The sequence below is a fragment of the Planktothrix pseudagardhii genome, from assembly GCF_904830925.1.
Lineage (GTDB): Bacteria > Cyanobacteriota > Cyanobacteriia > Cyanobacteriales > Microcoleaceae > Planktothrix > Planktothrix tepida.
In genome coordinates, this window is the sequence record NZ_LR882967.1 from 855500 (window position 1) to 871191 (window position 15692).

14 protein-coding genes are annotated in these 15692 nt (G+C 38.2%); 11 read left to right on the forward strand and 3 right to left on the reverse strand.

Annotated elements, in window-relative coordinates:
* Positions 1–81 precede the first annotated feature (81 nt).
* Entirely contained in the window at positions 82–1377 is a 1296-nt protein-coding gene (hemL, locus tag NMK36_RS03550; RefSeq protein ID WP_072720337.1) for a glutamate-1-semialdehyde 2,1-aminomutase, read from the forward strand.
* A gap of 422 nt (positions 1378–1799) precedes the next feature.
* Here the strand turns inward: hemL and NMK36_RS03555 are convergent, their stop codons facing one another.
* On the reverse strand, positions 1800–2216 hold the full coding sequence (locus NMK36_RS03555) for a secondary thiamine-phosphate synthase enzyme YjbQ (RefSeq protein ID WP_072720336.1): 417 nt from the start codon (positions 2214–2216) through the stop codon (positions 1800–1802).
* Between the two features lie 47 nt (positions 2217–2263).
* Positions 2264–3382, reverse strand: a complete 1119-nt coding sequence (locus tag NMK36_RS03560) for a glycosyl transferase (protein ID WP_072720335.1) — start codon at positions 3380–3382, stop codon at positions 2264–2266.
* A 273-nt stretch (positions 3383–3655) separates the two neighbouring features.
* Between NMK36_RS03560 and NMK36_RS03565 the strand changes: the two genes are divergently transcribed.
* From NMK36_RS03565 to NMK36_RS03585, 5 genes are all read left to right on the forward strand, one after another.
* A complete protein-coding gene (locus NMK36_RS03565) occupies positions 3656–6211 on the forward strand; it encodes an adenylate/guanylate cyclase domain-containing protein (protein ID WP_254173004.1) in 2556 nt (851 codons plus the stop codon).
* Positions 6212–6647: 436 nt separating this feature from the next.
* A complete protein-coding gene (locus NMK36_RS03570) occupies positions 6648–7223 on the forward strand; it encodes a slr1658 superfamily regulator (RefSeq protein WP_072720334.1) in 576 nt (191 codons plus the stop codon).
* A 50-nt stretch (positions 7224–7273) separates the two neighbouring features.
* Entirely contained in the window at positions 7274–7627 is a 354-nt protein-coding gene (locus NMK36_RS03575; protein WP_072720333.1) for a slr1659 superfamily regulator, read from the forward strand.
* Positions 7628–7706: 79 nt separating this feature from the next.
* Positions 7707–8555 carry a diguanylate cyclase gene (locus NMK36_RS03580; RefSeq protein ID WP_254173005.1) on the forward strand — a complete coding sequence of 283 codons (849 nt, stop codon included), beginning with the start codon at positions 7707–7709 and terminating at the stop codon, positions 8553–8555.
* Positions 8556–8650: 95 nt separating this feature from the next.
* A complete protein-coding gene (locus tag NMK36_RS03585; RefSeq protein ID WP_254173006.1) occupies positions 8651–9505 on the forward strand; it encodes a GGDEF domain-containing protein in 855 nt (284 codons plus the stop codon).
* Here the strand turns inward: NMK36_RS03585 and NMK36_RS03590 are convergent.
* The gene (locus NMK36_RS03590) at positions 9492–10055 is read right to left on the reverse strand and encodes an NUDIX hydrolase (protein ID WP_254173007.1); all 564 of its coding nucleotides are present in this window, start codon (positions 10053–10055) and stop codon (positions 9492–9494) included. The genes NMK36_RS03585 and NMK36_RS03590 overlap by 14 nt on opposite strands.
* A gap of 277 nt (positions 10056–10332) precedes the next feature.
* Here NMK36_RS03590 and NMK36_RS03595 point away from each other — a divergent pair, with 277 nt between their 5' ends.
* From NMK36_RS03595 to NMK36_RS03615, 5 genes are all read left to right on the forward strand, one after another.
* The gene (locus NMK36_RS03595; RefSeq protein ID WP_254172743.1) at positions 10333–11445 is read left to right on the forward strand and encodes an IS630 family transposase; all 1113 of its coding nucleotides are present in this window, start codon (positions 10333–10335) and stop codon (positions 11443–11445) included.
* Between the two features lie 55 nt (positions 11446–11500).
* Complete coding sequence (locus NMK36_RS03600) at positions 11501–13516, forward strand: CHAT domain-containing protein (protein WP_072720328.1); 2016 nt, start codon at positions 11501–11503, stop codon at positions 13514–13516.
* A 130-nt stretch (positions 13517–13646) separates the two neighbouring features.
* Positions 13647–14042 (forward strand): phosphomannose isomerase type II C-terminal cupin domain, encoded by a 396-nt coding sequence (locus NMK36_RS03605; protein ID WP_072720327.1) that lies wholly within the window; start codon positions 13647–13649, stop codon positions 14040–14042.
* 71 nt (positions 14043–14113) lie between these two features.
* The gene (locus tag NMK36_RS03610; protein WP_254173008.1) at positions 14114–14629 is read left to right on the forward strand and encodes an adenine phosphoribosyltransferase; all 516 of its coding nucleotides are present in this window, start codon (positions 14114–14116) and stop codon (positions 14627–14629) included.
* Between the two features lie 54 nt (positions 14630–14683).
* Positions 14684–15676, forward strand: coding sequence for an ABC transporter permease (locus NMK36_RS03615; protein WP_254173009.1), 993 nt, complete (start codon positions 14684–14686; stop codon positions 15674–15676).
* The last annotated feature ends 16 nt before the right edge of the window (positions 15677–15692 follow it).

The window sequence follows — 15692 nt, forward strand, 5'->3', positions numbered from 1 at the left end:
AAAGCTGTAAAAAAGCGATATTCATACAGCTTTTAACGCATTAACCTAAACAATTTTACCATTCAAGGAGATTATCTCAGAGTGACCCTACCCTTAATAACTACAAAATCAGAAGAAATTTTTGCCGCAGCCCAAAAACTAATGCCGGGTGGCGTTAATTCTCCAGTACGGGCGTTTAAGTCCGTCGGGGGACAACCCATTGTCTTTGATAGAGTCAAAGGGGCTTATGTTTGGGATGTTGACGGTAATCAATATATTGATTATGTTGGCTCCTGGGGGCCAGCCATTTGCGGTCATACCCATCCCGATGTCATCAACGCCCTCAAAGACGCTTTAGACAAAGGAACCAGTTTCGGTGCTCCTTGCGTATTAGAAAATGTTCTAGCTGAAATGGTAATTGATGCAGTTCCGAGCATTGAAATGGTACGATTTGTCAATTCAGGAACGGAAGCGTGTTTATCCGTATTGCGTTTGATGCGGGCTTTCACCGGACGGGATAAATTAATTAAATTTGAAGGCTGCTATCACGGACATGGAGATATGTTCCTCGTGAAAGCAGGTTCAGGGGTCGCTACATTGGGTTTACCTGATTCTCCTGGAGTTCCCAAATCCGTTACCAGTAGTACCCTCACAGCCCCCTACAATGACCTAGAAGCCGTCAAACAGCTATTTGCTGAAAATCCAGGTGAAATTGCCGGAGTCATCCTAGAACCGATTGTAGGCAACGCTGGCTTTATTCCTCCCGATGCTGGGTTTTTGGAAGGTCTACGGGTACTGACAAAGGAAAATGGGGCTTTATTAGTGTTCGATGAGGTGATGACTGGCTTCCGCATTGCTTATGGCGGAGTTCAAGAGAAATTCGGGGTGACACCGGACTTAACGACATTAGGAAAAGTCATTGGTGGCGGTTTACCTGTTGGTGCTTATGGTGGACGTCGGGATATTATGTCAATGGTCGCTCCGGCTGGCCCGATGTATCAAGCGGGAACCTTATCAGGAAATCCTTTAGCGATGACTGCGGGAATCAAAACCCTAGAGTTATTGCAAAAACCTGGAACTTATGAATATTTGGATAAAATCACCAAAAAATTAAGTGAGGGGTTGTTAAAAATAGCTAAAGAAACCGGTCATGCGGCTTGTGGGGGACAAATTAGTGGAATGTTTGGTTTATTTTTTACCCAAGGGCCAGTCCACAATTATGAGGATGCTAAAAAATCCGATTTAGCTAAATTTAGCCGTTTCCATCGTGGAATGTTAGAGCGGGGAATTTATTTAGCTCCTTCTCAATTTGAAGCTGGGTTTACGTCTTTAGCTCATACGGATGAAGACATTGAAAAAACCTTAGCAGCGGCTAGAGAAGTGATGTCTAGTTTGTAAGTTTTGGGGTTGGGGTGAGTTAGAAAAAATCCACTGACTCACCCCACCGTTACTAGAGATTTAATAACTAATATTTTGCCATTCTTGAGCATTGGAAAACAACCCTAAATGCTTGACATTGATGGTACTAATAGCGTTTAATTTTTCGAGTCCTTCATCGGTAGCCCCAGTTTTAATAGATAATACTAAACTGCGTTTTATTTCATAAAAACAGAGTTCAGAAGAAACAAAATAAACCCCCCTAGCTAATAATTTCGGTTCTTCAGGGGTTCTCGCATAATATTTCAGAGAACGGGTTAAAGTTCCCTTGGGTTCAGGATATTCGTCATGAATAGGATGGGTTTATTGTACCATAACGATTAACCTCAAATCGTATTAATCAAAATTATAACCTATAATTGCCATCAAATAATATGTTAATATTATTCCCCCATAATATGTACGACTAATTCACGGCTATGACGATGGCGACGGTGTTCCCAGAGATAGATTCCTTGCCAGGTTCCTAATAATAATCGTCCTTGGGAAATGGGGATTTGTTCAGAGGTATGGGTGAGAACGGTTCTAATATGGGCTGGCATATCATCTAAGCCTTCCGCATCATGAATATAATAATTACCTTCAGGAACTAATTTCGATAAAAAGTTCTCTAAATCTCTTAAAACATCAGGATCAGCATTTTCTTGAATAATTAAACTGGCGGAAGTATGTCGTAAAAACAAATGACAAATTCCGATTTTTATCCCCGAATTTTTAACAATTTCCTGCACATAATGGGTAATATTAGAAAATGATTTACCACTGGTCTGAATCTCTAAAATTTCCTGATAATGCGCCATAATTAAAACCCGTAGTAAGCCCTTTATGGCTTTATTATCCTTAAATTTTAAGGTAAATTCAAAAGATAGTCAACAACCGCTTGAGCGATCGCTTCATTGCCATTTTTATCTAATCTTTCAGAAAGCTGAGGGGGTTGTAGAGGTTGATGGATAAAATCCCAATTATTTTCAAAAAATTCAGCCGACGGGATCAGTTGATGCGTCCCATAATTTTGTAACCAGTCTAATAAAACGGGGGCTTCGGCAAATCCATCTCTTGTTAAAGAAATTAAAGGAATATCTAACCGTAATGCTTCCGCAAAGGTACTATATCCCGGTTTAGAAATAACTCGTCCACACAAAGGCATTAAATCCACCGGACGCAAACGAAATAAATGGGAATCAATATCCGGTAATTGCAAAAAATTACTTACTTGAACTAAATTCGGGAAAGACGGTAAATTTACATCAAAGGTAATAAAGGTATAATCAGAATATTGTTCAAAATTATGAACCGGAATTGCATTTAATCCCAAACCGCCAAAAGTTAATAAGATAGTTTTTTCAGGAGGAGTCGTAATTCCTAATTTTTCTCTCAAAGCTTCTAAATTAAACCGAGGATTTCCCCCCGTTAAACCCACATCAATTGTATGGGGAAAAGCCGTCATCGGTTCATGAAGGGGAAAGCGAAATAAGCGATCGCATTGACTAAAACAACCCGAAATCCAATCCGCTAATTCCATAAACTCTTCCCCCCAATCTCGATAGATAAAATCCCAACCAAAATTCCCCATCATCCAACAGGGAATTCCCGCAGATGAGGCGATCGCTGAAGCTAAGGGGGGAATATCTGCTAAAATTAAATTAACTTTATTTTGTTTAATAAAACTGACTTCCCCGGCAATAATTGAACGGTCTTGTTGGCGAATTTGTTGCCATTGCTGTAAAGTTGCAGCTTTATCCATCGTTAAACTATCAGACTGCACTACCCCCACATCAAACCCACGGGGACGGACAATAAAATCCCCCTCCAGATAAGATTCTAATAACCATCGAGGTGCTGTTGTCACCAGAATTAATAACACATCAGGACAACGCTTTTGAATTTCATTAGCAACCGCAGCAGATCGCACAGCATGACCAAATCCATGATTTGTAATCGCTAAATAGACAGTAGGTCTTGACATAAAGGTAAATTTCAAGTTAACAGTTCTTCAATTTTGGCATGAACTCAAGGGTCAGGTGTGAGGGATTCGCTGTCAACAATAAAGCCTCAATACTCAAGGGTCAACCGAAACCCGATAAAATAAGGATCACCAATTGAGGCTGCTGCAATGAGTTCTTTCGGAACTAGCTAATATAGGTAAAAGAAAGTCCTTAGCCAGACAAAAGACCTTGAAAACGTGAGTTGTGACAGGTGATGAAGGGCCAATTGAATGAAATTCTGGACAAAAAGCCTGATGTCCAGGCTTGTGGTCTACTTTTTACTGTTATCTGTAGTAACCGTCTTCTGTGTGGGGGCCATCGCCTTTCAAAGCGCCAAAGCCTCCATTCAACAGTTGGTGTTTGACCGATTGGAAGTGACGGCTACCCTGAAAGAAGAAGCGTTAAATCTATGGGTGGAGAATCAAAAAAATGCAACCGTTTCTTTAGCACAATTACCCGATCTCAAAACAGCCGCAGCGATTCTATTGACGGTGGATGCGCGTTCCCCCCAATGGAGGGATGCCTATATTCAAATTAAGCAATATATGGCTTCTGCTCTAGCTGCTAAACCAGACTTAAAGAAAGTGCAGCTTTTGACAGCTAAGGACGGAAAAGTTATTTTTTCGACCAATCCCGAATTTGAAGGCCAATATCGATTTAACGAACAATATTTTAAAGAAGGTCGTTACCATACTTTTGTACAAAATATTTATTTTTCGCCGATCACCCATAAACCCACTTTAACTATTTCCACACCCATTACTGGACAAGATCAAAATGTCTTTGGGGTGCTAGTCACTCATTTAAACCTGAAAAAAATGGAAGAAATTGTTTTTGATAAAACCGGTTTAGGTAAGAGTGGGGAAACTTATTTAGTAGATCGATCTCAGAGGTTTGTCACCGCCGAAGGTTTTGGTCGAAATGACTTTCCGACTCAGATTCATAGCCGGGGAATTGAAGCGGCGTTAGCGGGACAAGACGGTCGCAAAATCTATTTAAACTATGCAGGAATTCCAGTCATTGGGGTTTATCGGTGGTTAGATCAACAAGACTTAGCATTATTAGTAGAAATGCACCAATCAGAAGCCGATGCACCTGCCCATCGATTGGCTTGGATTATTTTATCAGTTGGATTAACTTCGGCGGTTATTTTAGCTGTAGGAGTCTATATTCTAGCTCGACAAATTACTCGTCCCATTTTAGCAATTACCCAGACGGCAACTCAAGTATCGGATGGAGATTTAACCTTAGTTGCGCCAGTGACAACCGATGATGAAATCGGACAATTAGCGATCGCTTTTAACCGAATGACTCGACAATTACGCCGTCTTTATGCAGGTTTAGAAGAAAAAGTTGCCCTTCTTCAGCAGAAAGAAGCTCAATTACGAGACAGCTTCACCCAATTAAAAAAAGAAAAACAAACCGTTGAAGCTCAGAAAACTCAATTAACCCAAGCCTATCAAGAAATTACCCTACTCAACCAACGCCTTAAAACCGAAAATTTGGATTTAATGGCGGAATTACGAGTACAAAATCAACGACTCTATCAACTTTTAGAAGCGATTCCATTAGGAGTCGTGGTTGTGGATGCCACCGGAAAATTATACTATACGAATCAAGTGGTTAAAGAATTATTAGGAAACAAAGTTTTCTTTTCTGATCCCCCTTTAAAATTGAATATTTATTCTAATTCCTCCTCAGATATTAAGAAACCCTATCCCTTAGAAAATTTACCTATTTTTAAAGCTTTGCATGAGGGAATTGGCAGTGTTGATCAATTAGAAATTGAATATTTAGAGCGAATTATTCCCTTACAAACTTGGGGAACGCCAATTTATGATGAATGGGGACAAATTGCCTATGCCATTGGCGTGTTTCAAGACATTACAGAACGCCGACGCGCCGAAGAAGAACGGCAACGGTTTATTGAAGAAATGTTTGAGATTAATTGTAATTTAGAATTAGCCTTAGATGAAGAAGAACAATTAACGGATGCGGGGGGTCGATTTGTTCCGAATCAATTTTTATCGTTTTTAGGCTATGAAAGTTTAGTGGATGTTAAATCGGGGGATGCGGTACAAAAAGAAATGTCCATTTTATTTTCAGATATTCGCAGTTTTACCCAACTGTCTGAACGGATGACTCCTGAAGATAACTTTAAATTTATTAATGCTTATTTATCGCGGATGGAACCTGCGATTACTGAAAATCGAGGATTTATTGATAAATATATTGGCGATGCGATTATGGCACTGTTTGGAGGTAGTGCTGATGATGCCGTCAAAGCTGGAATTTCAATGTTACAACGCTTGTCAGAATATAATCTCACTCGTCAACGTCCTGATCGTCCTCCGATTACAATTGGCATTGGAATTAATACGGGGGATTTAATGTTAGGGATTGTTGGTGGACAACACAGAATGGATAGTACCGTTATTAGCGATGCTGTAAATTTAGGAGCTCGACTAGAGGAATTAAGTAAACGTTATTGCATCCCTTTATTAATTAGTGAACATACCTTTTTGCGACTGGAAGATCCTAATATCTATTCCTTCCGTGTGATTGATAAAGTTAGGGTGAAAGGAAAATCAGAAATGGTATCAGTTTTTGAAGTTTTTGATGCTGATCCGCCCGATTTATATCGCAGAAAAGTGGCAACAAAAACGTTATTTGAACAAGCCTTAACCCTCTATCATCTGGAAGCTTTTCCTGAATCTGCTCATTGTTTTGAAACCTGTTTGCGGGAAAATCCATCGGATCAAGTTGCTCAAATTTATTTACAGCGTGTGCTGCAATCTTTCTCAAGGTAATCTGCATTGTTTCAACAGGATCAGCAAATTCAGCTTGAAAGAAACAGAAAAGGAGTTAAATTTTAGACCGGGAGGATCTAGATCAATTGTTTCTTGACAGCTTGTACACAAGTTTAGTAATCTAGGTCATTGCAGAATCTGGATTAAATCTTTCTTTATCCTTTAAAAATTGGATTAATGTTTTTAACATTGTATGATAAAATAAGCTCCCACAGCTTTTGCTAAGATTTCAATCGGGAAGTTGACAACAGTTCACCAAGCTGCTTTATGGGGTTAGATTGTTTACACTCACCCTAGCCCAGTTACACTTAGAGATTCGACTCCCACTGTTTTAGTGCTTTTCCCTAAATTTATTTATTTTACCCTTGTTTACTTTTCGTAAAAAAGTAAAATGATTAGCTCAATAGCCTTTGGTTTGTTATCACTTAAAGAATTTATGACCGAGATTTTTGGCGACTTTGTTGAAGTTCCTCTCGTCAGCAATGAATTTCTGATGATTGGTTTCTCTCCCTATTCCATGCCGCTCAAACAGCGTTGGCGTAATAATGGTTTGTCAGCTAATTTTATGGCTGATTATGTAACAACATTTTTCCCAAAAAGTGAATATGATCAAGCGACTTCCTCTCGACAAAATGACATTAAAAGTTCCGTTAGTTTTATTGCAAATGAATTATTAGAAAATGCGATGAAATTTAGCGATGATACAGTCAATCAACCCATTAGCATTCAACTGTATTTAAAAACAGATAGACTAATCTTTGTTGTCGTGAATAGCATTACTCCTGAAGCTGTTCAACCCTTTCAAGAGTTTATTGAAAAACTGATAAATTCTGATATCGAAGAATTGTATATTAAGCAAATCGAACAAAATTTAGAAAATGATACCCAGTCTGGCTTGGGATATTTAACCATGATTAATGATTACTTCGCTCGATTGGGATGGAAATTTGAAACCATTCAAACAGAACCTAAAATTGTCAACGTCACAACAATGGTTCAACTTGCCATTTAAACTTTAAAATTCCACGTTTAATTTACCCCCAAAATATAAGGATTATAACAATGGTAATGAAAGAATTTAAAACGGAAGATTATCAAGTGAGCTATGAGAGTAATACCCATACCATCACGTTATCAGGTTCATTGCGTTTGAGTGGTCTTGAAGATACTAATCCTGTGATTAAGTTACTGAATGATATTTTGCTAGAAGAACCCACCTTGATTACCCTGGATCTCCAAGAGTTAGAGTTTTTGAATAGTTCGGGGATTAATATGCTGTCTAAATTTGTTATTAAAGTTCGTCAAAAGAAAGAAATGGGATTAATCATTTTAGCCTCTAATACAATTCCCTGGCAAGGAAAATCCCTAAAAAATTTACAACGATTAATGCCCACTTTGGAACTCAAGATTAAATAATTTCTTTCATTTCCATGACCCATGAAGGCTAAAGGCTAAACTAAAGTATTTATTTATAGACCAGAGGGATACTTTAAAGATGCAGCAAACCACCCCCCACTCACTCTCTGAACTGTTCTTGGAAACGGAAAAACTCTCTCAAGAGTTAGAAATCTTGAAACGGGAAAAGTTGGATTTAGAAATTTTATTAGAAGCAACAACCGTTCATGCTGATTTAGTAGAATCTCAATTATATGAATCCAACCGACAATTGCACTTTGAAATCCGAGAACGAAAACTAGCTGAAGCTAAATTAAAAGCATCAGAACGTCAACTCAGACTCTTACTGGAAACTGTCAGCCAAGCCAATCATGATTTGAGAATTATCTTAGAAACAGCAACGGCTCATGGAGATTTTATTGAAGAATATACTCACAATCTTAGTATTCGAGATCCCTTGACCGGTTTGTTTAATCGACGTTATCAGGAAAAATCCTTAGACCGTCATCTTAAATATGCCCAGGAACATCAGCAAGTCCTCAGTGTTATTATGATTGATATCGATTATTTTAAAAGGTTTAATGATAAATGGGGGCATCAAGTTGGAGATGTGGTTCTACAGGAAATCAGTCAATTTTTGATTGATAATATTCGTCAATCAGATATTGCTTGTCGATATGGAGGAGAAGAGTTAATGCTGATTTTACCCAGAACGTCTTTAGAAGAAGCTAAAAATTTAGCAGAAAAACTGCGTTCAGGAGTTGAAAGATTGAGGATAGAAAAGCATGACGCATTTTGGGAAAAACTGACAATTTCTTTGGGAATTGCCAGTTTTCCAGTCCACGGATTATCGAGTTTGCAACTCACAGAATCGGCTGATGCCGCTTTATATGAAGCGAAAGCCAAAGGACGAAACCGTGCGATTACGGCTAATGAACTCTTGCTATAATCAACTCATCCAATTTGAATAGGATGAATTTTAAATGTATATTGAATTTAGAGAACTTTGCTTATTATTTCATCCTTTAAGACCAGCATAAATTAATGGAAAATGATCCTTGTTCTGAAAAACAACTACTAAACTATATTCACGAACTCCGCCAGAAGATTAAAACCCTGAAGCAGGAAAAAGCTGACCTAGAAATTTTATTAGAAATTACGACGGCTCATGGGGATTTAGTAGAAGCTCAATTACAGAAATCCTATCAACAACTAAAAGCAGAAATTCACGAACGTCATTTAGCACAAATTAAACTCCAAGCTTCTCAAGAACACCTGCAATCGTTAGTCGGTTTATTACGTCAGGAAAAAAATGATTTAGAGTTAATTTTGGAAACCACGATTGAACATAGTAATCTGGTAGAAGAAAGCTTACATTATGATAGTATTCATGATTCCCTAACAGGATTATTTAATCGAAGATATTTAGACACCGTATTTCCCCAGGTACTAAATTCGGCCCAAAAGGTGCAAGAATGTTTAAGTGTTTTAATGGCAGATATTGATTATTTTAAGGGGTTTAATGATAAGTTTGGTCACAAAGCCGGAGATATTGTTCTGAAATTGGTGAGTAAAACGGTAAAAGATGTTCTCCGTATTTCTGATATGGCTTATCGCTATGGTGGTGAAGAATTTGTCTTTATTTTACCGAATACCAATCTTCAAATCGCGCAAATGATTGCTGAGAGAATCCGCCTGAAAGTTAAAAATTTACAAGAGGAATATTCCTATCATTTTTTAGAAGGAATTACGGTATCTATTGGAGTTGCTGTGTTTCCTGATCATGGAAACTCCTGTGATGAGTTATTACAACTGGCAGATATTGCTTTATATCAAGCTAAAAAACAGGGACGAGATCGGGTTATTGTAGTTGATATTTCAAAGGCTAATTTATTTTAAATTTCTGTTTCCATTCTAATAAAATTCCTCGACATTGAAGACAAACTAAATCCTTGAGTAACGCTTCAATTCCCTGAGTTGTAATCGGGTAAATTGCTCCAATTTGTTCGGGATTGATAGAAATATTTGGTAAAATCTCAGCCATAAATCCATACAATTTTTGATTAGAAAAAGAACTATTAATAGCCCATCCCTCATAATTTAAAGTGAGAATTTTAGCAATTTCATGAGATTGAATTCCTAACTCTTTTTGGAGAATCAAGGGAACCGCTTCTAAAGGTGTTTGTTCTGAGGAAACTCGTCCTCCTGGAAAATCAAGTGTGGTTTTTCCGACCCCTGGACGATACATAGGTTTAGGCAAAATCAAGGTTTGATTCTGAATCGTTAAAATCACAACAGAATCAGCTTTTTCCACTCGCCAATAGTCTACAATTTTACCTTGATCATCTTGTAATTGTTCCGCAATTACCGTTACCCAAGGAGAACGAATCTCGGCTAAAAGTTGAATAACTTTCCAAGGAGACGATGAGGGTTGATGATTTTTGACCATTTCATCCTGATTTCATTTTTGAATGTCAAACTAAAACTGAGGAGTTTACCTCTTAGATTAACTCCGCTTTTATTCTAACAGATTCCCTTTCTATTCTGAATTTTGAACCCAAAATCTATGAAATTTAACCCTGACTTGTTATCTTCCCTTCTCGGAATTTCTCTGACCTTAAGTTTAGGAGCTTGTACAACAGTTGAATCCTCTTCTAAACCGATAAGCTGTTAAGCATCTAAATAGGGTATAATGAAAAACCAAGTTTAGAAAAATCAATCAAAAGATGCCTGCTAAAAATCATTTAAATGAAAAGCAAGTAGAGAAACTACAGAAAAGATTGAAAGAGGAAGAAAATGGACAAATCCGAGAAAGAATCTTGATTTTATTATTGCTAAATGATGGTAAAAAGCAAAGTGAAATTGCCAAGTTTTTGGGCTGCTCATTAAACAAAGTATGTTATTGGTGTGTACATGGAGACCCTGACAAATTAGAAAGCCTAAAAGATGAAAGAATGAAAGGAAATTATAGAAAAGCCACAGACAAATATATAGAGATATTATTAGAAACAGTAGAAAAAGAACCGGAAGAATTAGGATATGAATTTGGGAGATGGACAGGAGAAAGATTGGCAACTTATTTAGAACAAATCACAGGAATCAAATTAAGTAGTTCACAAGTGAGAAAGATATTAAAGGAAAAAAAGTATGTTTATTTGTGGGCAAAGTATAGCTTAGAAGAGAAAAGAGATCCAGAAAAAAGAAAATTATTTAAAGATAAAATAGAAGAATATTTGAAAATAGCAAAAGAAAGTCCAGAACAATTACAGGTATGGTTTTGGGATGAAAGTGGATTTAATTTAAGAGTGATAAAAAGAAAGAATTGGTGTAAAAAAGGGAAGAGGAAACAGATTAGAGGAGACAGGAGGAAAGGAAGAGTTAATGTGATGGGAGGATTGAGGTACTCGGATAAAAAAAGATTTGTAGAATTTCTGGATAAAGGAAATGCAGATAATTTTTATCAAGTGTTAAAAAGTTTTTATCAAGAGCTAATTTATGAATGGGTATTAGCGGGAAATCAAGCAGAAGAATTTGTAGAAAAAGGAGCTAAGATCCTGATTATTCTTGACAATGCAAGTTTTCACAAAAAAGAAGAGTACCTAGAAAAAATTAAAGCAGAAATGCCGAATGTCTATTTAGAATTTCTTCCAGCATATAGTCCAGATTATAATTTAATTGAATTAGTCTGGCATTCAGCTAAAGAATATATAGCTCATCGACTCTTTAAATCAGTTGATGAGCTAGAGTGTTTATTACATCAGCTTTTAAATGAAGGACAGTTATCTATTAAATGGGGACGTAAACTTAAAAACAAAGGTAATGCTATAATCACAGTTTAAATACACAACAGCTTAGGCGTCTGGATTCGCCGGATGTCTAAGGAGTTTAGACGACATGAAAACCCATCGATTCACTGCAAAATTGATCCCCCTTTTGGTTTTAAATGGTCTTATTTGTCCGGCGATGGCTGAAATGCCTGGGGTTTCTGGGGGTGTCATGGCTGTCCCTGGGGAACATCAGGGGCGTGCTGTCCCCCCTAGCCAAATTTCCAATCTAAATTCCGCACTGTTTTTTCCAGCTATTCCTGTTAATAATTCCACTATTTTTAGCCCTAACTCTACCTCTGCAATGCCGGGGAATTTTCTACCGATTCAAAATCAACCGATGGGTGGAAATAATATTGTTTTACCGCCTAATTCTCCGTCGATGTTTTCAACCAGTCCCCTCTCACCTTCTCCCCATTCAATACCAGGAAATGCAGCACCCCAACCCACTCCAGGGGGGAATGGTAATTTTGTTCAGTTATCAGGAATGGGACAAATGTTAAATTTAGAAGTCCCGGTGACAGCAACTCTGGGAAATGGGTCGGTGAGTCCGTTAGCCTTACCTGAATTACTAACAGGTTCTCCCTTTAATAGTCCGGCGAATCATGTGAGTGTTAATCCTCAAGGTCAGATGATTTTAAGTAATACTAACCCCTCCCCAATAGGGATAACTTCTGGGCCGTTTTCAAATCATTCTCCGGGGATTTTGCAGTTGGATTCTCGATTAGTTCCTGGAAATGGCGCACCGGGAATGCCTCCGATGATGGGTTTTCCGGGTTTAAAAGAAGTTAATTCTCAACAAAAATTAGAGATTCCCATTCGTGAAGTTAATAATTTAATCTTTAGTGCTAATCAAACTCAATTGCAGGATAGAAATTGGGGGGGATTTACTGGATTAGAGGAATTACGTCGGGATGAATTTGCCGAATATTTCGGTCAAGACGTGGTGGGTTTTTCATTAACAACGGCTGATGCAGCATCGGTTTTAAAACGCATTTATCGAGAAACGGGAACCCATGCGGCGGTGGTTTATGTGATGTTGAGACAAAATGATTTAGATGTGGTGATTTTAACGGAAAATGGAAAACCGCAATTGAAACGAGTTGATGTTTCTCATGCCGAATTAATGGCAAAAGTTCAGGAGTTTAGAACTGGAATTACGAATCCACGAGATCGAAATTCTGAAAGTTATTTATCGGCTTCTCAACAACTGTATCGCTGGTTAATTACTCCGATTGAATCTGAATTGAAAGCGGGTAATATTGAAACATTATTATTGAGTTTAGATGCTGGATTACGCAGTTTACCGATGGCTGCACTCCATGACGGTCAGCATTTTTTAGTCGAAAATTATAGTTTGAGTTTAATTCCGAGTTTGAGTTTATTAGATACTCGTTATCGTTCTCTGGAAAATACGCAAGTTTTAGCTATGGGAGCGAGTCGGTTTGTGGATTTACAACCCTTACCTGCGGTAGAAACTGAGTTAAATTTAATTACTCAACGGATGTGGTCGGGTCATGTGTTTATGAATCAAGCCTTTACGATTAATAATTTAATTCGTCAACGGCGAGATTATCCCTATCAAATTATTCATTTAGCGACCCATAGTGAATTTAACCCCGGACGTCCTGATAATTCTTTTATACAATTGTGGGATAAGGAACGATTGGGTTTAAATCAGTTAAGACAGTTAGGATGGAATAAACCCGCAGTGGAGTTATTAGTTTTGTCGTCTTGTCGTACTGCTTTAGGAGATGAACACGCAGAACTCGGATTTGCAGGGTTAGCGGTTCAAGCGGGTGTAAAATCAGCTTTAGCGAGTTTATGGTATGTTAGTGATGAGGGAACGTTAGGGTTAATGACTGAGTTTTATCGTCAATTACAGGGGTCTAAAATTAAAGCTGAGGCATTAAGAAAAGCTCAAATTAAACTTTTGAAAGGGGAGGTAAAATTAGAAGCAGGTTATTTACAACTCGATGAGAAACAAAGGATTCTGCTGCCGCCAGAACTGGGAAATTTACCGCCTCAAACTTTGACTCATCCTTATTATTGGTCAGCGTTTACTTTAATTGGCAGTCCTTGGTAAATATTTTGACCAGATTCTTGAATTTGAACAATAATTGTTGAATTCGGATTCATGAATAGGTAAGATGAAGAGGGATTTTAACCCCAAAATTAGGTTATAAAATTGGTATTCTCTGATACTGACAAGAATTATGAGCACAGATAAAACTGCACAAACCCCTATTTCCGAAGAAAGTACAACTCGGACACCGCCTTGGGGTCAGGTGAGTTTACTTGAAGAAGGCGATCGCTACCGAATTAATCGCATTGTCGTCAATCCAGGTTATCATATCAGTACCCAAATGCACTATCATCGCAGTGAACACTGGATTGTAGTGGCAGGAACCGCTAAAGTCGTTTGTGGGGGTGAGGAAACTTTACTGCTTCCGAAACAGTCCACCTATGTTCCCATGAATACCCCCCACCGCGTGGAAAATCCTGGGGTGATTCCTTTGGTGATGATTGAAGTGCAGAATGGCGAATATTTGGGGGACGATGATATTATTCGTTTTCCTGATGAAGACAGCAAACACAAAGGGAAAAAATAACTCGACAGAGCGCACAGAATGAGAGACAATTTCCCTGAGTCTATTCGATCTTCTCGTTGATTACAATACTCATGGATTTAAAGTCTCTCATTCGGGAAATTCCCGATTTTCCTAAACCCGGAATTTTATTCCGAGATATTACGACTTTGTTACAAGACCCCCAAGGACTGCGGTATACCATTGATTGTTTAACGGAAAAATGTCGTCCTTTGTCTCCTGACTATATTCTCGGAATGGAGTCGAGGGGATTTTTATTTGGAATGCCTTTAGCTTATCAATTAGACGTGGGGTTTGTTCCTATCCGTAAACCGAAAAAATTACCCGCCGCCGTCTATCGGGCTGAATATGAATTAGAATATGGCACGGATTGTTTAGAAATGCACCAAGATGCAATTTCATCAGGACATCGGGTGTTAATTGTAGATGATTTAATTGCCACAGGTGGGACAGCAAAAGCGACGGCTGAATTAGTTCAACAAGCGGGGGCGACCGTTGCTGGATTTTGTTTTGTTGTGGAACTCACGGGTTTAAACGGTCGGGTACAATTGCCCGATGTTCCGGTGATTAGTTTGTTAGAATACGATTAATTTTTATCGGTTTTCCGTGACGTTATTTGCAGGTTATAAAAGGGGAAAAGCCAGATGATGAATGAAACATTTGTCTATATTGGTAAGCGATTATTACAAGCCATTTTAACGCTATTTTTAGCTTCCGCTTTATGTTTTACCATTACTCAGCTTGCCCCTGGAGATTATTTAGATAACCTTTCAAATAATCCTCAAATTTCCCAGGAAACCTTAGACCAACTGCGAGTAAAATTTCACCTTGATAAATCGGCTGTAGAACAATATTGGTTTTGGTTAGGGCAAATTGTTGGTTACGGCAATTTTGGCTATAGTTTTGCCAATCAACGGTCTGTTACCTCTTTGCTTTTAGAACGAGTTCCGGCTACGTTATTATTAGCAATTTTATCCTTAATTATCACTTGGGCAATTGGAATTCCGTTAGGCATTGTTGGGGCGGTTCATCAAAACCGTTTCATTGACCGATTTTTACAAGTGATTAGTTACACCGGACAAGGCTTTCCCAGTTTCATCACAGCTTTATTATTATTGTTTTTAGCTCAAAAAACCTCCCCCTTATTTCCCGTTGGCGGGATGACCAGTATTAATTTCCCAGATTTATCTCCCTTGGGAAAAATAGCGGATATTGCTTGGCATAGTATTTTACCAACCTTAGCCTTAAGTATTACCAGTTTTGCTGGGTTACAACGGTTAATGCGGGGGCAGCTTTTAGATGTTTTACGTCAAGATTATATTCAAACCGCTAGGGCGAAAGGACTCCCTGAAAATCGCGTTATTTATATTCACGCCCTCCGCAATGCAGTTAACCCTTTAATTACCTTATTAGGCTTTGAATTTGCCAGTTTATTAGGAGGAGCTTTTATTGCGGAAACCTTTTTTAATTGGCCGGGATTAGGTAAATTAATCTTGCAAGCGGTACAACAGCAGGATTTATATTTAGTTATGGCAAGTTTAATGATGGGGGCGGTGATGTTAATTATCGGTAATTTATTAGCAGATTTACTCTTAAAAGCCGTTGACCCGCGAATAAAGTTAGAAGATTTACGTTAAAATCCGAGGGTTCTCC